The organism is Streptomyces iranensis, assembly GCF_017874715.1.
GTDB classification, from domain to species: domain Bacteria; phylum Actinomycetota; class Actinomycetes; order Streptomycetales; family Streptomycetaceae; genus Streptomyces; species Streptomyces iranensis.
The window spans coordinates 156,134-173,430 of record NZ_JAGGLR010000014.1; the positions used below are offsets into that span (position 1 = coordinate 156,134).

Here is a 17,297-nt window from a genome sequence, read left to right on the forward strand (position 1 = left end):
GACGGTTTCCCATGCCCACTCCCGAACTGGTCGTGTCCCCCGTCTCCGGAGCGCTCGGCGCGGAGATCCGCGGTGTCGATCTGACCGAGCTCACCGACGAACTCTTCGAGCACATCCATGAGTTGCTGCTCAAGCACCTCGTGGTCTTCTTCCCGGACCAGGAACACCTCACCCCAAAGGCGCATATCGCGCTGGGACGGCGGCTGGGAGAGCTGGAGGTCCATCCGTTCCTGCCGAAGGCCGACGGCCATCCCGAAATCGTCGTACTGGACGCGGACCAGGGCGCCAAGGCCGACGAGTGGCATATCGACGTGACCTTTCAGCCCAATCCGCCGGTCGCCTCGATCCTCCATCTTCAGGTGTGCCCCGCCTCCGGCGGGGACACCATGTGGAGCAACCAGTACCTGGTCTACGAGGCGCTCTCCGAGCCGATGCGCGAACTCCTCGACGGGCTCACCGCCGTCCACGTCCTCAACACCCCGCAGACCGGCGAGCACTCCGCCGAACACCCGGTGGTGCGGATCCACCCCGAGACCGGCAGGCGCTCGCTGTACGTGACGCGCATGTGGACCTCGCACATCCCGCAGCTCAGCCGCCCGGAGAGCGACGCCCTGCTGCAGTTCCTCTTCGAGCACTCCGAGTCGCCCCGGTTCAACTGCCGCTACCACTGGCAGCCCGGGGCCGTCGCGATGTGGGACAACCGCGCCACCCAGCACCTGGCGGTCAACGACTACACCGGGCCCCGGAGGGGGCAGCGGGTGACCGTCCTCGGCGACCAGCCCACCGGCGACACCCCGCGCTGGAAGGAGTACCGGCCCGCACCCGACGAGCGCTACTACCCGCGCCACGTCACGGCCCGGTACGGCTACCGGTGACAGCCCGCCAGGACCGCCAGGACCGCCAGGACCGTTGGGCCCGTCAGCGGCTCGGGCGTCGCCGTCGTACGGTGGCGGCGACACCCGCGCCGAGCACCAGCACGGACGCGCCACCGGCGAGCAGCACCGGAGTGGTGTCGCCGTCGCCGTCGCCGTCGCCCTCGTCGGCGGCGGAGGAGGTGGCCCGGGAGGGCGTGGCGGCGGCACGGGACGCCTCCGTAGGCTCCGTGGCGGACTGAGACGGCGGGGCGGCGGCCTCGGACGGCGGGGCCGCGTCCGACGAATCCTTCGCCGGGGCCCTCAACACCACATCGGAGCAGGAGTAGTAGGTGTCCGGGGTGCTGGTGTTCCGCCAGATCGTGTAGAGCAGCTGACGGCCGGTCCGGTCGGCGGGCAGCGTGGCCTTGATGTGGTAGGCGTCGTCCACCAGCGCGGGGTCCTTGGCCGTGGCGAACGGCTTCGCCTCCAGATCCGACCACGTCAGCGGCCGCTTGGGATCGTAGCCCTCCTTGGTGAGGTACAGCTCGAAGGTCCCCGTGTGCGGGATGGTCGACCGGTAGGTGAGCGTGAGATCCGCCCCGGCCGACAGCCGCGTCGAAGGCCAGTCGGCGCGCGGCAGGTCCAGACCCCGGTATGCCTCCAGGCCCCCGCTGCACAGCCTTCCGTCCCGGATCCGCTCCCGGTCCTTGCCCGCCACCCCCGCGATCCGCAGATTGTCCCAGTCCGCGGCCGCCGGGTCGCCCGCGGCTCGGGCCGCCCGGCACGCCGCCGACCGCGCCGCGCCCCCGCCCTCGGGGGAGCAGGCGAACGTCCGGCTCACCGGGTCCGTCGGCGCCCCGTGCGCCTGCGCGGGCGGGGCGGCCAGCGCCGTGAACAGACAGGGGAGGGCCCCGAGAAGAGCGCCCACGGCGGCGGTGCGGTACGAGGTCATCCGGTGCGGCCCTCCGGGGTCGGTGCGGCGACGGGCGGCTCGCCCGTCCCGAGGGGTACGGGAAGCCCGGCCCGTGCGTTCAACGGGCCGCCGTAAGCCGGGCCATGACGGCGTACAACCATCCGCCATCTCCACATGTCTCCCTAGGCAGACGCAAACAGCGCCTACGCCCATGAAGAATCATTAAGGGGGACAAATGAATCTTTCTCGCCGTATGGCCGCCACCGCGGTTCTCGCCACCGCCATCGCGGGCACCGTGGCCCTGACGCCCCAGGCGTCCGCCGCCGCCACGGCCTCGTACAACGGTGTGTGCGGCAGCGGGTACAAGGTGGTGAACTCGGCGCCCATCGGCTCCAAGGGCACCGTCTTCCTCACCTACAACTCCGCCAAGGGCAAGAACTGCGTGGTCACCGTCCGGAACACCACGGGCAAGCCGGTTCCCATGTTCGCCTACCTGTACGTTCAGGGCGCCGACGAGTCGGCCGAGGACGGCGGCGCGTACACCTCGTACGCGGGCCCGGTGTACGGCGACGGGCGCGGCAAGTGCGTGGACTGGGCCGGGGGCATCGACAACCAGTCCACCTGGACCTACGGATCGAACTGCGGATCCCTGAAGGCCTACCGCGTGACCAAGGGCTGGTAAGCCCGAAGCCACACGGTCGGCAGAGCCGGCGGGGGAACACACGGGGGAGCGGCGGCCACCTCTTTCAAGGTGGCCGCCGCCATCGTCGTGCGGCGCGAGCCGCACCGGTCGGCTTACGTCTGGCGCTCGGTGAAGGCCACCGCGTGGGTGTCCAGCACGGTGTGGAGCTCCGCGAGGCGGTAGGCGGCGCCGTCGGAGCGGACCACGCAGCGGACCACACCGCTCGCGATCGGGGTCACCTGGCCGTCGGTGATGTTGGTGGCGTACATATAGGACACCACCGAGATGTCATCGCCGTCGACCCGCTCGATGTGGATGTTCGAGGCGTTGTGGCGCAGCGGATACCCGGCCGCCTCGCGGTGCTTCCGCTGCCAGGCGATCACCTGCTCGCGGCCCCGGTTGTCGGAGGCGATGAACTCCTCGTACGGGGACGTGCCGGTGTCCGAGCGGGAGGTGATGTGGACGTCCTCCGTCAGCAGCTCGGGCCAGACGTCGAACTGCCCCTCGTCGAAGGCGAACCACCAGCGGTGGATCAGCTCATGGACCGCCAGACGATCGAGCATGCGGAACTCTCCCCCCGAAGATTCAAGTGATCGACAGCATATCCCGCGGCCGCCAGTACGGTGGCCCCATGCCCGCCGTCCACGACCATCCCCAGCGCTGCGAACGCCCGCTCCGCGGCCGCATGGCGGCCATGGGGGCCTTGCGCCGCCATGACGCCATCGAGGCGGGCTGATGACGCCCGCGCACACCCCGCTGCGGCAGGCCGAGGAGATCTACCGCCGGGTGGCGTTCGACACCTTCGCCCAGGATCTGAAGATGGGACTCAACCTGGGGTTCTGCCGTACCTTCGCGGTACCGGAGATCGCCCGGGTGCTCACCGCCACCGGCCGGATGACCCGGCACACCCGGGCCCGCGCCAAGGCGACCGGCGAGCTGATGTACGGGATGTTCCGCCACGGGCTGGACGGCGAGGAGGGCGAGCGGACCGTCGCCGCGCTGAAGCGTCTGCACGCCCCCTGGGTCATCAGCGATGACGCCTACCGCTATGTGCTGGCCTGCTTCGACCTCGCCCCGATGCGCTGGTGCGCCGCCTACGCCTGGCGGGCGCCCACCGACACTGAACGGGACGCGTCCCACACCCTCTATCTCGCCCTCGCCGAGCGCATGGGCATTCCGGACGTCCCGCCGGACCGGCGGGAGTTCGAGGCGTGGATGGAGGACTTCGAGCGGGCCCACTTCACCTTCACCCCCGAGGCCCACGCCCTGTGGGGAGCCACTCGGGACCTGCTCGCCGGGCGCGTACCCGGTGTACTCGGCCCGCTCGCGGGCAGCGCCGCCGACTGCCTTCTGGACGACGGGCTGCGCCGGGCGCTCGGCGTTCCGCGGCCCCCGGCGCCGGTCCGCGCCGCGACCCACTCCGCGCTGTGGCTTCGCGCCGTCGTCGGGCGGGCGCACGGAAGAATTCGCGGAAGGCACCGACCCACCGGTATGGCAATGGTGCAATAGCCATGCAGGCTCTGGTATCAAACCTGGCCGTGGCCTCACGCTGCCGCGTTGAGCTGCGCATTGCCCGTCACAGGTGGAGGAACGTTCATGCACCCAGTCACCGGCTCCCGCGCTTCCGTCCCCGCCATGGGCCGCGCCCCCCGCCTGTCCGCCGACCGGGTCCGGACGCCGCCCCGGATGCCCGCCGCCCGTCCGCCGATCCGGTCGCGGGCCGACGCCGAGACCGTGGCGCTGCTGCACCGCGCCGCCCGGGTGCTCATCGAGGAGGTACCACGGCTGACGGACCGTATCGTCGCGCTGATGAAGGAGCGGGAGCCCGCCTACCGTTCCACCGTCGTGGACCCGCACGAGGTGTGGCGGGAGGTGCACGACTCGCTCAGCCACAATGTGCGCTCGCTGGTGCACCCCAAGGAGACGCGCGAATCGGCCCGGTCCTGCGCGTGGCGGATCGGCACCGACCGCGCCGCGCAGGGCTTTCCGCTGGACGCGCTGCTGCACGCGTACCGGATCGGCTGCACCGTGGTCTGGGAGCAGCTCCTGGAGACCGCCTCGAAGGAGGATCCGCTCGGCGCCCAGTCGCTGGTCCATGTCGCCGCCGATGTGTGGAACTTCGTCGACGAGCACTGCACCCTCGTCGCCACGGCCTACCAGGAGGTCGAGCGGCAGCTCTCCTGGCACCGGGAGAACCGCTACCGGATCATCGTCGCGGCCCTGCTCGACGGCACCGCCCGGGTGAGCGACTTCCCCGAGGCTGAGCAGGTCCTCGGCCTGCCCGAGCAGGGGCGTTACGCGGTCGTGGCGCTGGAGGACGCCGACGCGCCGTGCCGGACGCCGCACTCCGTCGAGGTGGGCGACGGACTCCGTACGGTCTGGCACACCGCGGAGGGCACCGCCCACGCCATCGTGCTGCTCGGCGAGGGCGGGGGCGAGGGCGACGGCGGCAGAGGCAGCGGCAGCGGCCCGGAGCGGCTGGTGCGCGGGCTGGAGGTGCCGCCCGGCGCACGGGCCGGGGTCAGCCCCGCCGTGACCGGCCTCGCCGCGATCAACACGGCCCGCCGGCTCGCCGATACGGCGCTGCGCACCCGCCCGGCCGCCGGGTCGGCGGCGCTGCTGGAGGAGCGTTATCCGGAGGCGCTGGTGGTGTCCTCCCCGGACCTCGGCACCGCGCTCGCCGACCGGATGCTCGGACCGGTCCTGGCGCTGGAGTCCGCCGACCGGGAGCTGCTGCTGACGACGCTGGCCGCCTGGCTGGAGGCCGGAGGGTCGGCGCGCCGCGCGGGCGGGCTGCTGTTCTGCCACCGCAACACGGTGCTCAACCGGCTGCGCCGCTACGAGGAGTTGATCGGGCGTTCGCTGGACCACCCGCGCGAGATCATGGAGTTGTCGCTCGCGCTGTCCGCGCACCGGCTGCTGACGCCCTGAGATTCACCCGTCTGCCTGAGCCGATGTGGGCGTGCACAACGCCCCCGCGCCGATCATGTGCGCCCGTCACACGGTCCGCCGGTTGGGCTGTACGCGACCCTCCTGACCTGCTGTCGTGGCGTTTCCGTCCCGGCGAACCGGGACGGAACCCGCACAAGGAGCCGCGACATGTCCGACCACGACCACCCCTGGGGCCCGTTCCCGTCCACCCCGTCCCGCACCGCGCCCCGCACCGCCACGTTCCCGCCCCGCCCCGCGGCGCCGCCTCCGCCGACACGGCGCTCACCGTGGCAGCGGCCGTGGCCCTGGTCGGCGCGGGCGGCCTGCACCGCGCTCGCCTGCCATGTGGCCGCCGTGGTGGTCAACTGCGCCGCCGAAGGCGTCGTCGACCTCGGCGCGGGCGGCGGGTTCACCGTGGGCGCCATGCTGATCGGCCTGGACACGGCGGTGCTGCTCACCGTCCTGGTCCGGGCCCACCGCCGGGCAGGCGCCGCGGGGGAGGGGGATCGGTGAGCTTCCTGGACCCCAGAACGCTCGCGTTCGTGCTCTTCGCGGGCTTCATGGCCGTCTCGTTCCTGCTGTGCATCCTCGCGGCCACCGGCAACGACGACCCCACCGAGTTCTACCTGGGCACCGGCGCGCTCAGCCCGATGCAGAACGGCCTGGCCATCGCGGGCGACTACATCTCCGCCGCCACCGTGCTCAGCACCACCGGCACCATCGCCCTGGCGGGATTCGACGGGGTGCTCATCGCCACCTCCACCGTGCTCTCCATCCTGATGTTCATGCTGGTCCTCTCCGGACCGCTGTGCGGACGGGGGCGGTTCACCCTCGGCGACGTCCTCTCCGAGCGGCTGAGCGAGCGCCCGGCCCGCACCGGCACCGCCGTCGTGGTGCTGGTGGTCGTCATGCCGCTGCTGCTGGTCCAGCTCAACGGCGCGGGCGCCATGCTGGCCCTGCTGCTCGGCATCCCCGGCAGCGGCGCGGTCACCGGCTGCACCATCTTCATCGGCTCGCTCATGGTCTGCTACGCCGCCCTCGGCGGGATGAAGGGCACCGGATTCGTCCAGATCCTCAAGACGGTGCTGCTGCTCGCCGCGTTCGTCCTGCTCGCCTGTCTGGTGCTGAAGCGCTTCTCCTGGAACCCGGCCACCCTCTTCGACGCCGCGGCCGACGCCAGCGGCTACGGCGACGGCTTCTGGCAGTCCGGCCGCCAGTACGGGGACTCCCTCAGCGGCCGCCTGGACGTCATCAGCGTTCAGCTCACCCTCGCCCTCGGCGCGGCCTGCATGCCCCATCTCACCATGCGGCTCCACCCGATCCGCAGTATGCGGGCCGCCCGCGCCGCCACCACCTGGGCGGTGGGCGCGGTCACCACCATCCTCGGGCTGATCGTGATCGTGGGCGCCGGAGCCACCGCCGTCGTCGGCGCCCGCGCCCTGCGTGCCTCCGACCCCACCGGCAGTAACTCGTTGCTGCTGTTGACCCTCGCCCTGGACCCGGCGGCGCAGGAGGCCGACCAGAGTCTGCTCTTCTCCGTCGTGGCCTGCGCGGTCGTCGCCACCACCCTCGCGGCGGTCGCGGGACTCACCCTGGCCGCCGCGGCCTCCCTCGCCCATGACGTCCTGGCCAAGGTCGTCTTCAAGGGCGGGCTGTTGGCGAACCGGGAGCTGGCCGCAGCCCGTACGGCCATCGTGGCCGTCGGCGTCGTGGCCGTCGTCCTCGCCATCGTCACCCAGCACTGGAACCGGCAGGTCCTGATCTCCTTCACCTTCGCGGCCGCCGCCTCGGCCCTGCTGCCGGTCGTGCTCTACGGCACCCTGTGGCGCGGCTTCACGGTGAACGGACTGCGCTGGGCACTGTACGGGGGGCTCCTGCTCACCGCCGTGGCCATCGCCTTCTCCCCGGCGATCTCCGGCAACCCCCTCGCGGTCTTCCCCGGGCGCGACTTCCACTGGTTCCCGCTCCGCAATCCGGGCCTGATCACCGTTCCGGCCGGCTTTCTGCTCGGCTGGCTCGGCTCCCGGTTCGGGGGCCGCGGACGGCGGGCCCGGCATGTCCAGGACCAGTCGCGGGGGGACACGCCCTACGCGATGCGCACCGGCTGACGCGTGGAGCCCTTACGGAGTCCGGGCTCCGGCCCTCGCCTTGGCGCGCCGGTGGGCGGCCACCCGCTCACGGGTCGCGCACCGGCGTGAGCAGTAGCGGCGTTCGGGTCCGCTGCCCACGGTGAGGAAGACATCGCCGCAGCCGGGGGAGGAGCACAGACCGCCGGGCGGGCGCTGCCCCTCCCAGAGCAGCACGGTCAGCGCCAAGCACGAGGAGGCGAGGAACCACTCGCCCCAGGGCGCCTCGTCATCGCTGTCCAGGTGGGGATGCCAGGGCGAGCGGCCGTCGTGCGAGCTGAGCCGGAGGGGGCCGGTGCCCTCCCGCAGCAGCCGGTTCAGCACCCCGGCGGCCTCGTCGACATGACCGGCGGCGAACACCTCGCGCAGCCGCAGCGCGGCGGCACGCATCCCCGCGACATCGTCGGCGGTGAGCTCGAGCGGGCCGGACTCGCCGTGGTCGAGCAGAAGCCCGGCGATCGCGGCGGGGTCCGGGCTCGGCTCCGTGGTCAGGGCGTTGACGAGGGCGGCGGTGCGCCGGGCGGTGGCCCGCACCGAATGCCGGGTGGACCAGTCGTCGTTCGAAGGCGGTGGCACGACGCCAACGTAACGCACCTGGCGAGGTTTTGCGTTAGCCCCGTAACGTGCTCGGCATGCCGGGGCGTTACGCGATGGGGTGCTATCTGGGCGGGGCGGCCGCCGCCCGCGCGGGGGACGAGACGTCCGGTCCCGCGCTGCTGCTGGCCGGGCCGGTGCTCACCGGTTCGCCCTCCTCGGGCTCGGCGCTGCTGGCGGGCATCATGGCCGCGGCCGCGGTCGGCGGACCGCTTTTCGGGGTACTGCTCGACCGCTCGGCCCGGCCGGGCCGGCTGCTGGCCGCGGCGCTCGCCCTCTACGCGGCGGGGCTGGCCGCGATCCTCCTGGGCCTGGGGCGGGTGCCGTTCGCCCTCACGGTTCTCCTCGCGGTGGGCGCGGGGCTGCTGGGACCGGCCCTGTCCGGCGGATGGACCTCCCAACTGCCCCGGGTGGCGCCGCCCGCGGGCCTCCCTCGCGCCACCGCGCTCGACGCGATGACGTTCAGCCTCGCCGCGCTGGTGGGGCCCGCACTCGCCGGGGTCGTCGCGGGTGCGGCCGGGGCACCGGCCGCCGTGGCGGTGTCCATCGCGCTGATCGGCCTCGCGCTGCCCGCCGCCTGGGCGCTCCCCGCGCCCGCGCGATCCGCCCGGTCGGCCCCACCGCCGGGCACGTCGGTCGTCACCGATCTCACCGCCGGGCTGCGCGCCATCGTCCGCAACCGGCCCCTGGCCCGAGCCACCGCCACCTCCGTCGTCTCCTGCGTGGGCCAGGGCGCGCTGCTCATCTGCTGGCCGCCGCTCGGCGCGGCCGTGCTCGGCGGCGCCGACCGCGGCGCCCTGCTGCTGTCCGCCACCGCCGCGTCGGCCCTCGTGGCCAACGCGGTCCTCTCCCGCCGCCCCCGCCCGCCGCGCCCGGACACCGTGCTCCTCGGCGGAGCCCTGCTGCTCGTCCTCGCGCCCCTGCTCGCGGCCACCGGCCACCCGGCCGCGCTGATCGCCGCCGTGCTGCTCACCGGCGCCGCCGAGGGTCCTCAGCTCACGGCCCTGTTCGCGATCCGCCACCGGGAGGCGCCCGAGCGGCTGCGCGGCCAGGTCTTCACCACCGGCGCCAGCCTGAAGATCACCGGCTTCGCCCTGGGAGCTGCCCTCGCCGGTCCGCTCGCCACCTGGTCGCCGCCCGGCGCCCTGGTGGCGGCCGGGGGGTGCGAGGCGCTCGCGGTTCTCGTCTTCGTATGCTTGCCGGACCCTGCGGAGGCTGTCGCTCCGCTTCCGCCCCCCGGGGGGGGCTGTATGACAGAGCCATGTCAGGCATCATGACCTGCATGGAAGACCTGAAAGACCTGCTCCCCGTCGAGGCCGTCCGGCTCGACGTGCGGGCGGCCGACTGGCGTGAGGCGATAGGCGCCGCCGGCCGTCTGATGGTGGAAACGGGAGCCACCACCGACGAGTACACCCGCGAGATGGTCGTCAACGTCGAGGAGAACGGGCCGTACATCGTCATCGCGCCGGGTGTGGCCTTCGCCCACTCCCGGCCGTCCCCGGCGGTGCTGTCCACCGGGATGTCCTGGGTCCGACTCGCCGGGCCCGTGGAATTCGGGCATGAGTCCAACGACCCCGTCACCCTCGTCGTCGCCCTGGCCGCCCAGGACTCCGCCGCGCACACCTCCGCGATGGCGAGCCTGGCACGGCTCCTGGGCGACCCCGACACGGCGGCCGCCCTGGCGGCCGCGCCCACCCCGGAGGCGCTGCACGCCGTACTGGCCGGGGAGCGGCCGGAGGACGACTCCGAGACGTCCGAACCCGCCACCACCCCGGAACCCGCCGAGCCCCGGGCGGGCTCGCTGCACAAGATCCTCACCGTCTGCGGCAACGGCGTGGGCACCAGCCTGTTCCTCAAGAACACCTTGGAGCAGGTGCTGGACCGCTGGGGCTGGTCGAGGTTCGTCACCGTGGAGGCCACCGACACCATCTCCGCGAAGGGCAAGGCGTCCGAGGCCGTGGTCCTGCTCACCTCCCGTGAGATCGCCAGGACCCTGGGCGATGTGGGACGGCCGGTCAAGGTCGTCCAGGACTTCACCAGCACCGCCGAGGTGGACGCGGTGCTCCGGGACACGTACGACGTCTGAACGACGGGGACTGAGGAAGTACCATGGGCTGGTTTGTCACCCTTGCCACGTTTCTCGTCAATGAGATTCTGAGCGAGCCCGCGTATCTGATCGGCATCATCACCGCCGTCGGACTCATCGCGATGAAGAAGAGCACCGGGCAGATCATCGGCGGCGCCATCAAGGCGACCCTCGGGTTTCTGCTGATCGGCGCGGGAGCGGGGCTGGTCACCGACTCCCTCGCCCCGCTGGGCACCATGATCCAGGGCGTCACCGGCGCCCACGGCGTCATCCCCACCAACGAGGCCATCGTCGGCATCGCCCAGGACCAGTTCGGCTCACGGGTCGCCTGGCTGATGATCCTGGGCTTCGTGGTCAGCCTGCTGCTGGCCCGGTTCACCCCGCTCCGCTATGTCTTTCTGACCGGGCACCACATGCTGTTCATGGCCACGCTGCTGACCGTGGTCCTGGCCAACGGCGGCCGCTCGACCATCGCCGTGGTGGCCATCGGCGGTGTGCTGCTGGGCATCATGCTGGTCGCGATGCCCGCGTTCGCGCACCCCTGGACCAAGCGCGTGACCGGCAGCGACACCGTCGCCATCGGCCACTTCGGCACGGCCGGTTACATCGTGGCGGGCGCGGCCGGAAAGGTGGTCGGCAAGCGCAGCCGCTCCACCGAGGAGATGAAGCTGCCCGAGGGGCTGCGCTTCCTGCGCGACTCGATGGTGGCCACCGCCCTGTCGATGCTGCTGATCTACCTGGTCATGGCGGTCCTCCTGCTCGTCAAGGAGGGACAGCAGGCCGCCTTCAAGGCGTTCGCCACGGGCACCGGTGGCGCCGTGGCCACCGACACCGGCAACTATCTGATGCAGTCCGTGATGCAGGGGCTGCAGTTCGGCATCGCCGTCGCGGTGATCCTCTTCGGCGTCCGTACGATCCTCGGTGAGCTGGTCCCCGCCTTCCAGGGGATCGCACAGAAGGTCGTCCCCGGCGCCCTGCCCGCGCTGGACGCGCCCATCGTCTTCCCGTACGCGCAGAACGCGGTGCTGATCGGCTTCATCTCCAGCTTCACCGGCGGGCTGATCGGGCTGGCCCTGCTCACGTGGGTCTTCAACCCGGCCTTCGGCCTCGCCCTGGTGCTGCCCGGACTGGTGCCGCACTTCTTCACCGGCGGCGCGGCCGGGGTCTACGGCAATGCCACCGGCGGCCGGCGCGGCGCGGTGGTGGGGGCGTTCCTCAACGGGCTGCTCATCACCTTCCTCCCCGCCCTGCTGCTCAAGGTGCTCGGCGCGTTCGGCGACCAGAACACCACGTTCGGCGACGCCGACTTCGGCTGGTTCGGCGCGCTCATCGGCAACGCGGGCAAGGCCGGTGGCGCCGCCGGGCTCGTGGTCATCGTGCTGCTCGGCCTCGCGGTCCTCGGGGGCGCGATCCTGGTGCAGAAGCGGGTGGTCGACACCGGCTGGGACCCGGGCGCGGCGCGTGACGCCCTGATGCCGCGCGAGAGCGTGGTGGCGCCCGCCGAGGCGGGCGCCACCACGGCCGCCTACGCCAAGATCCCGCCGCCCGCGGGCGCTCCCGCACCGCCGCCCGCGCCCTGACCGGCCGTGCCGCCCTGGTGGTCCCGCCGACGGGACCACCAGGGCGGGGGCTCACGTCCGCTTGACGTAGTCGCGCAGGTGGACGGCGGTGAGGGAGCCGCCGGTGTCCACGAGGTCGGCGGGGGTCCCGGTGAACACCACCTGACCGCCGTCGTGCCCCGCCCCGGGACCCATGTCGACGATCCAGTCCGCATGGGCCATCACGGCCTGGTGGTGCTCGATGACGACGACCGTGTTGCCCGTGTCGACAAGCCGGTCGAGCAGGGCGAGCAGCTGGTCCACATCGGCGAGGTGCAGTCCGGTGGTCGGCTCGTCCAGGACGTATGTCGAGCCGCTCCGCGCCATGTGGATGGCCAGCTTCAGCCGCTGGCGCTCACCCCCGGAGAGCGTGGTGAGCGGCTGGCCCAGCGCCAGATAGCCCAGCCCCACCGCGGCCAGCCGGTCCAGGATCACCCGGGCCTGACCGGTGGTGAAGAACTCCAGTGCCTCGGCCACCGACATGCCCAGGACATCGCTGATGTTCCGCCCGCGCAGCCGGTACGTCAGCACCTCCGGCCGGAACCGCTTCCCCTCGCAGCCCTCGCACACCGAGGCCACCTCGGCCATCATGGCGAGGTCGGTGTAGATCAGCCCGATGCCCTTGCACCGCGGGCAGGCGCCCTCCGAATTGGCGCTGAACAGCCCCGGTTTGACGCGGTTGGCCTTGGCGAACGCCGTGCGGACCGGATCGAGGAGCCCCGTATAGGTGGCCGGGTTGCTGCGGCGGGAGCCACGGATCGCCGACTGGTCCGCGACGATCACCTCCTCCCGCCCGGACAGCGACCCAAGGATCAGGGAGCTCTTGCCCGATCCGGCGACACCGGTGACGACGGTGAGCACACCGAGCGGGATGTCCACGCTCACGTCCCGCAGATTGTGCAACCGGGCGCCCCGCACCGGCAGTTGCCCGGTGGGCCGCCGCACCTTCTCCCGCAGCCGCACCCGGTGGTCCAGATAGCGCCCGGTCAGGGTGTCGGAGGCGCGCAGGCCCGCCAGGTCGCCCTGGTAGCAGATCCGCCCGCCCGCCACCCCGGCGCCGGGCCCCAGGTCCACCACATGGTCGGCGATCCGGATGGTCTCCGGTTTGTGCTCCACGACCAGCACCGTGTTGCCCTTGTCCCGCAGCTGGAGCAGCAGCCGGTTCATGCGCTCGATGTCATGCGGATGCAGGCCCACCGTGGGCTCGTCGAAGACATAGGTGACATCGGTCAGGCTGGAGCCCAGATGCCGGACCATCCGCACCCGCTGGGCCTCGCCGCCGGACAGGGTGCCGGACTCCCGGTCCAGGCTCAGATATCCCAGGCCGATCTCGACCAGTGAGTCGAGGAGCGCGCGCAGGCTCTCCAGGACCGGCCCGACGGAATCGTCCCGGATCCCGCGTGTGAACTCCGCCAGATCGCTGATCTGCAGGGCCGAGCAGTCCGCGATGGAACGGCCGTCGATCCGGCAGGACCGGACGGCCTCGCACAGCCGGGCGCCCTCACACTCGGGGCACTCGGTCAGGGTCATGGCCCGGTCGGCGAACGCGCGCATGCGCGGCTGCATCGTCTCCCGGTCCTTCGCCAGGTACTGCCGGCGGACCTTGGTCACCAGCCCCTCGTAGGTGAGGTTGTTCTTCCCCACCTTGATCTTGGTGGCCGGTTTGTGGAGGAAGTCCTCCCACTGGGCCGGGGTGTAGTCCCGGAGCCTGGTATCGGGGTCGAAAAGGCCGGAGGCCGCCATAACCTGCCAGTGCCAGCTGTCCACCTCGAATCCGGGAACGGTGATCGCCCCCTCCTTCAACGACTTCTCCCTGTCGATGAGTTGGCCGACGTCGATGTCGGTGACCCGGCCGAGCCCCTCGCACCGCGGACACATGCCCTCGGCGGTGTTGAAGCTGAAGGCGAGGGGAGGGCCGACGTACGGGCCGCCGATCCGGCTGAACAGGATCCGCAACAGGGTGTGGGCATCGGTGGCGGTGCCCACGGTGGAACGGGAGTTGGCGCCCATCGGCTCCTGGTCCACGATGATCGCCGCGCTCAGATTCCGCAGCGAGTCGACGTCCGGACGGCCGAGCGTCGGCATGAAGTTCTGGACGAACGCCGTATAGGTCTCATTGATCAGCCGCCTCGACTCCGCGGCGATGGTGTCGAAGACGAGCGAGGACTTACCGGATCCGGAGACACCGGTGAAGACCGTGAGCCGTTGCTTCGGAATGTTCACACTCACGCCCTGGAGGTTGTTTTCCCTGGCGCCACGGACCTTGATTTCGCTGACATCCATGCCTTCAAGTGTTTCATTGAAGTGCACGTTGAGACTTTTCCCGGCTTTCTGCCCAACCCCCGCCGGACACACCGCGATGGAGCCGACGATAACCTTCAACTCGCCCGTGAACCCTCGACCCGAAGGTGACGAACCGTGAGCCGTACGGACGCCGCGCTGCGCCCCGTCGATCTGGCCCGTATGGCGGGTGTCTCCACCCAGCAGATCCGCAACTACGTCGACGCGGGCATCCTGCCCCCGGCCACCCGCACCCCCGCCGGATACCGCAGACTCGACGGCCGGCACCGCAGAGCCCTGCTGACCTACCGTGCCCTGATGCCGGGATACGGCGCGGAAACCGCCCGCGCGGTCATGCGGGCCGTCCACGACGAGGACGTCGCCCTGGCGCTCACCCTGGTCAACGCCGGTCATGCGGCGCTCCATGACCAGGGGCTCTCCCTCCAAGCGGCGGGGAAGGCGCTCGAAGCGGTCGCCGAGCAGACCCCGGACGCGTCGGCGCCGTCACGCTCCGGGCCGCTGCGCATCGGCGAGGTGGCCGCCCGTCTGGGGTTGCGCACCTCGGCCCTGCGGGTGTGGGAGTCCGCCGGTCTGCTGCGCCCCCGGCGCGACCGGAGCACCGGGTACCGCGTCTACGGGCCGTCCGACGTCCGGGACGCCCGGATGATCGACCTGCTGCGCCAGGTCCGCTATCCGCTGCCCCAGATCCGGCCCGTCCTCGACGGCCTGCGCCGCACGGGGAGCAGCGAGGCCCTGCGCACGGTCATCGCCCGACGTCAGGAGGGGCTTGCCCAGCGCGCCACGGCGATGCTCGAGGGCTCCTGCCGGCTGCATCACTACCTCACCGACAACGCGCCGCCCGAGGACCGATGAGTTCCCGGCGGGGGAGCGGTCTGTAGGGGTAAAGGCTCCCCAACGCAGGAGGTACCGATGGCCAGCGACGGATTCACCACGTGCCTGTGGTTCGACGGCCAAGCCGAAGAGGCGGCGCAGCACTACATCTCGATCTTCAAGAACTCCAGGCTCGGAGGGATCACCCACTACACCGGGGTCGAGCCCGGCGGCCCGGCGGGGAGCGTGCTGACCGTCGAGTTCGAGGTCAACGGACAGAAGTTCGTGGGGCTCAACGGCGGGCCGGAGTTCACCTTCAGCGAGGCCATCTCCTTCCAGGTCCACTGCGCGGACCAGGACGAGGTGGACTACTACTGGAGCAGGCTCTCCGAGGGCGGTGAAGAGGGCCCCTGCGGCTGGGTGAAGGACAAGTTCGGGGTTTCCTGGCAGGTCGTCCCCACCGCCCTGCTCGGCATGATCGCCGACTCGGACCCGCAGAAGGCCAAGCGGGCCACCGAGGCGATGATGAAGATGGGCAAGCTCGACATCGCCGCGCTTCAGGCGGCGTACGACGGCGCGTAATCCATCGTGGTGGGCGGGTGGGCGGCGCCCGTACGGCATCCGGTCAGGCTGCCGTACGGGCGCCGCCCAGCCGTGTCGATATGCGGCCCCGCCGCGTGGGACCAGCCACGACGGCGCCGCGGTCGGGCAACGACGCATCGCGCCACTTCCCGCGGAGCGCTCAGCGGCCGTGGGTGAGGTCCGCGGGGTCGGTGTTGGCACCGCAGAGGAGCACGGCGACCTTCTCCCCGGGCCGCGGCCGGTAGGCGCCGGAGGTCAGCGCCGACAGTGCCGTGGCCGCCGCGTGCTCGACCGCGATCCTGCGGTCGTCCCACAGCGCCCGGCGCGCGGAGACGATCGCCTCGTCGGACACCAGGACGGACCGCACCCCGTCCTTACGGGCCCACTCCAGGGCGGCCGAGGACACATGGCGGGCCCCGAGCGAGTCCGCCGCCACCGAGTCCACCGGGACGTCGACCACCGCACCGGCCTCCAGCGCGGCGTTCAGGGCCCGGCATCTGTACGGCTCCACGGCGACGACCCGCACCCCGCGCTCCAGGGCGGACACCGCGACCCCGGTGAACAGTCCGCCGCCCCCGACCGCCACCACCACGGTGTCCAGGTCGGGCCGGGTCTGGAGGATCTCCTCCATCACGGTGCCCGCGCCGGCGGCGATCAGCGGGTGATCGTACGCGTGCGACAGCAGGGCACCGGTCTCGGCGGCGTGCTTCTGGGCGGCATCCCGCGCGTCGGCGTACTCGGTGCCGATCTGATGGACCTCGGCGCCGAGCCGGCGCAGCCGGTCCACCTTCACCGCGGGCGCGGTCTCGGGGACGAACACGGTGGCGGGCACGGAGTGCCGCGCGGCCGCCCAGGCGCACGCCAGCCCGGCGTTTCCGCCCGAGGCGATGACGGCCCCCGCGTCCGGCAGGGTGCCCGCCTCCCGGTGGGCCCTGATGAAGTTGAACGCACCCCGCGCCTTGAAGGTGCCCGTGTACTGCAGGAACTCCAGGGCCAGCCATCCCTCGGCCGCATCCCACGCCCCCTGCTCCACCGGCGCGAGCGCCACGGGCCGGATATGTCCCGCGACCCGCTGGGCCGCGGCTGTTACGTCCTCAATGGAAACAGTCACTGAAACACTGTAACAACCACTGGTACGCTCGGTCCGTGCGAAACAACCGGGGCCGAGCCGACCAGCCCACCCTGGAGGCCATCGCCGAGGCCGCCCTGACCGTCGTCGACGACGAGGGGCCCGAGGCGCTGAGCTTCCGCAGGGTGGCGCAGCTGCTGGGGGTCTCCCATGCCACGGTCTTCCGCCGCTGCGGCGACTTCGACGGTCTGGTGAACGCGTGCGCGGACCGGCTGGCCGCACGGATGCCGCTGGTGGGGCAGGACCAGGACTGGGCCGCCGCCACCGAGGCCCGCTTCGCCGCGTTCTACGAGGTGCTGATCGAGCACCCCGGGCTGGTGGCGCTGCGGTCGGGCCGCGCCTGGTGGGGGCCGCATCTGCTGAGCCGCCTCGTGGAGCCGCAGCTGGCGCACAACATCGCCGCCGGAATGACCCCCGAGGCGGCGATCCGCGTCTACCGGCGGCTGTATCTGCTCACCCTGGGCGCCGTCGCCTTCGTCGACCACCGCAACGCCGAACAGGTCCGCACCGCCGCGCGTACCGCGCTCGCCGCGCTGGACCCCGAGGAATTCCCGGCCCTCACCGGAAACCTGGGCGTCGTCGTGCCCGCACTGACCGACCACGAGGTCTACCACGGCGCGCTGCGGCAGCTGATCGACGCCTCCGCGGGGGCCTGTCTCGGACGGTGACCGACGCGAAGCGGGGCGGGCCC

Annotated in this window: 17 protein-coding genes; 12 read left to right on the forward strand and 5 right to left on the reverse strand. The window is 72.0% G+C overall.

Annotated elements, in window-relative coordinates:
- The first annotated feature begins 11 nt into the window (after positions 1–11).
- Positions 12–875, forward strand: a complete 864-nt coding sequence (locus tag J2Z30_RS25595; RefSeq protein ID WP_044580076.1) for a TauD/TfdA dioxygenase family protein — start codon at positions 12–14, stop codon at positions 873–875.
- Between the two features lie 43 nt (positions 876–918).
- On the opposite strand, the gene J2Z30_RS25600 is transcribed toward J2Z30_RS25595, so the two are convergent.
- Positions 919–1,806: a lytic polysaccharide monooxygenase auxiliary activity family 9 protein gene (locus J2Z30_RS25600; RefSeq protein ID WP_052701840.1), complete on the reverse strand. Its 888-nt coding sequence runs from the start codon at positions 1,804–1,806 to the stop codon at positions 919–921.
- A 214-nt stretch (positions 1,807–2,020) separates the two neighbouring features.
- Here J2Z30_RS25600 and J2Z30_RS25605 point away from each other — a divergent pair, with 214 nt between their 5' ends.
- Positions 2,021–2,449 carry a spore-associated protein A gene (locus J2Z30_RS25605; protein WP_078957151.1) on the forward strand — a complete coding sequence of 143 codons (429 nt, stop codon included), beginning with the start codon at positions 2,021–2,023 and terminating at the stop codon, positions 2,447–2,449.
- 113 nt (positions 2,450–2,562) lie between these two features.
- Here the strand turns inward: J2Z30_RS25605 and J2Z30_RS25610 are convergent, their stop codons facing one another.
- Positions 2,563–3,012 (reverse strand): nuclear transport factor 2 family protein, encoded by a 450-nt coding sequence (locus J2Z30_RS25610; RefSeq protein ID WP_044580078.1) that lies wholly within the window; start codon positions 3,010–3,012, stop codon positions 2,563–2,565.
- Positions 3,013–3,184: 172 nt separating this feature from the next.
- Here J2Z30_RS25610 and J2Z30_RS25615 point away from each other — a divergent pair, with 172 nt between their 5' ends.
- From J2Z30_RS25615 to J2Z30_RS25630, 4 genes are all read left to right on the forward strand, one after another.
- Positions 3,185–3,958, forward strand: a complete 774-nt coding sequence (locus J2Z30_RS25615) for an oxygenase MpaB family protein (RefSeq protein ID WP_044580079.1) — start codon at positions 3,185–3,187, stop codon at positions 3,956–3,958.
- 87 nt (positions 3,959–4,045) lie between these two features.
- Positions 4,046–5,380: a PucR family transcriptional regulator gene (locus J2Z30_RS25620; protein WP_078957152.1), complete on the forward strand. Its 1,335-nt coding sequence runs from the start codon at positions 4,046–4,048 to the stop codon at positions 5,378–5,380.
- Positions 5,381–5,548: 168 nt separating this feature from the next.
- Entirely contained in the window at positions 5,549–5,893 is a 345-nt protein-coding gene (locus J2Z30_RS25625; RefSeq protein WP_044580080.1) for a hypothetical protein, read from the forward strand.
- Entirely contained in the window at positions 5,890–7,488 is a 1,599-nt protein-coding gene (locus J2Z30_RS25630) for a sodium/solute symporter (RefSeq protein ID WP_052701842.1), read from the forward strand. Before J2Z30_RS25625 ends, J2Z30_RS25630 begins: the two co-directional genes overlap by 4 nt.
- A 12-nt stretch (positions 7,489–7,500) precedes the next feature.
- Here J2Z30_RS25630 and J2Z30_RS25635 read toward each other — a convergent pair whose 3' ends face one another.
- Positions 7,501–8,082 (reverse strand): CGNR zinc finger domain-containing protein, encoded by a 582-nt coding sequence (locus tag J2Z30_RS25635; RefSeq protein WP_209468835.1) that lies wholly within the window; start codon positions 8,080–8,082, stop codon positions 7,501–7,503.
- 56 nt (positions 8,083–8,138) lie between these two features.
- On the opposite strand from J2Z30_RS25635, the gene J2Z30_RS25640 reads away from it, so the two are divergent.
- The 3 genes from J2Z30_RS25640 to ulaA are packed head-to-tail and all read left to right on the forward strand — an operon-like array spanning position 8,139 to position 11,766.
- Entirely contained in the window at positions 8,139–9,377 is a 1,239-nt protein-coding gene (locus J2Z30_RS25640) for an MFS transporter (RefSeq protein WP_078957154.1), read from the forward strand.
- A 5-nt stretch (positions 9,378–9,382) separates the two neighbouring features.
- Positions 9,383–10,186: a PTS sugar transporter subunit IIAB gene (locus J2Z30_RS25645; protein WP_044582455.1), complete on the forward strand. Its 804-nt coding sequence runs from the start codon at positions 9,383–9,385 to the stop codon at positions 10,184–10,186.
- 23 nt (positions 10,187–10,209) lie between these two features.
- Positions 10,210–11,766: a PTS ascorbate transporter subunit IIC gene (gene ulaA, locus J2Z30_RS25650; protein WP_044580082.1), complete on the forward strand. Its 1,557-nt coding sequence runs from the start codon at positions 10,210–10,212 to the stop codon at positions 11,764–11,766.
- A 51-nt stretch (positions 11,767–11,817) separates the two neighbouring features.
- On the opposite strand, the gene J2Z30_RS25655 is transcribed toward ulaA, so the two are convergent.
- On the reverse strand, positions 11,818–14,067 hold the full coding sequence (locus J2Z30_RS25655; RefSeq protein WP_044580083.1) for an ATP-binding cassette domain-containing protein: 2,250 nt from the start codon (positions 14,065–14,067) through the stop codon (positions 11,818–11,820).
- A 135-nt stretch (positions 14,068–14,202) separates the two neighbouring features.
- Between J2Z30_RS25655 and J2Z30_RS25660 the strand changes: the two genes are divergently transcribed.
- On the forward strand, positions 14,203–14,937 hold the full coding sequence (locus tag J2Z30_RS25660; protein ID WP_052701843.1) for a MerR family transcriptional regulator: 735 nt from the start codon (positions 14,203–14,205) through the stop codon (positions 14,935–14,937).
- Between the two features lie 57 nt (positions 14,938–14,994).
- Positions 14,995–15,477: a VOC family protein gene (locus J2Z30_RS25665; protein WP_044580084.1), complete on the forward strand. Its 483-nt coding sequence runs from the start codon at positions 14,995–14,997 to the stop codon at positions 15,475–15,477.
- 160 nt (positions 15,478–15,637) lie between these two features.
- On the opposite strand, the gene J2Z30_RS25670 is transcribed toward J2Z30_RS25665, so the two are convergent.
- Entirely contained in the window at positions 15,638–16,588 is a 951-nt protein-coding gene (locus J2Z30_RS25670; RefSeq protein WP_209468836.1) for a serine/threonine dehydratase, read from the reverse strand.
- A gap of 35 nt (positions 16,589–16,623) precedes the next feature.
- Between J2Z30_RS25670 and J2Z30_RS25675 the strand changes: the two genes are divergently transcribed.
- Positions 16,624–17,274 carry a TetR/AcrR family transcriptional regulator gene (locus tag J2Z30_RS25675; RefSeq protein WP_044580085.1) on the forward strand — a complete coding sequence of 217 codons (651 nt, stop codon included), beginning with the start codon at positions 16,624–16,626 and terminating at the stop codon, positions 17,272–17,274.
- Positions 17,275–17,297 lie beyond the last annotated feature (23 nt).

What these genes read in the sequence shown, in the direction of transcription:
- J2Z30_RS25595 (WP_044580076.1), top strand. Translation starts at nt 12, where the DNA reads ATGCCCACTCCCGAACTGGTCGTGTCCCCCGTCTCCGGAGCGCTCGGC.
- J2Z30_RS25600 (WP_052701840.1), bottom strand. Translation starts at nt 1,806, where the DNA reads ATGACCTCGTACCGCACCGCCGCCGTGGGCGCTCTTCTCGGGGCCCTC.
- J2Z30_RS25605 (WP_078957151.1), top strand. Translation starts at nt 2,021, where the DNA reads ATGGCCGCCACCGCGGTTCTCGCCACCGCCATCGCGGGCACCGTGGCC.
- J2Z30_RS25610 (WP_044580078.1), bottom strand. Translation starts at nt 3,012, where the DNA reads ATGCTCGATCGTCTGGCGGTCCATGAGCTGATCCACCGCTGGTGGTTC.
- J2Z30_RS25615 (WP_044580079.1), top strand. Translation starts at nt 3,185, where the DNA reads ATGACGCCCGCGCACACCCCGCTGCGGCAGGCCGAGGAGATCTACCGC.
- J2Z30_RS25620 (WP_078957152.1), top strand. Translation starts at nt 4,046, where the DNA reads ATGCACCCAGTCACCGGCTCCCGCGCTTCCGTCCCCGCCATGGGCCGC.
- J2Z30_RS25625 (WP_044580080.1), top strand. Translation starts at nt 5,549, where the DNA reads ATGTCCGACCACGACCACCCCTGGGGCCCGTTCCCGTCCACCCCGTCC.
- J2Z30_RS25640 (WP_078957154.1), top strand. Translation starts at nt 8,139, where the DNA reads ATGCCGGGGCGTTACGCGATGGGGTGCTATCTGGGCGGGGCGGCCGCC.
- J2Z30_RS25645 (WP_044582455.1), top strand. Translation starts at nt 9,383, where the DNA reads ATGGAAGACCTGAAAGACCTGCTCCCCGTCGAGGCCGTCCGGCTCGAC.
- ulaA (WP_044580082.1), top strand. Translation starts at nt 10,210, where the DNA reads ATGGGCTGGTTTGTCACCCTTGCCACGTTTCTCGTCAATGAGATTCTG.
- J2Z30_RS25655 (WP_044580083.1), bottom strand. Translation starts at nt 14,067, where the DNA reads ATGGATGTCAGCGAAATCAAGGTCCGTGGCGCCAGGGAAAACAACCTC.
- J2Z30_RS25665 (WP_044580084.1), top strand. Translation starts at nt 14,995, where the DNA reads ATGGCCAGCGACGGATTCACCACGTGCCTGTGGTTCGACGGCCAAGCC.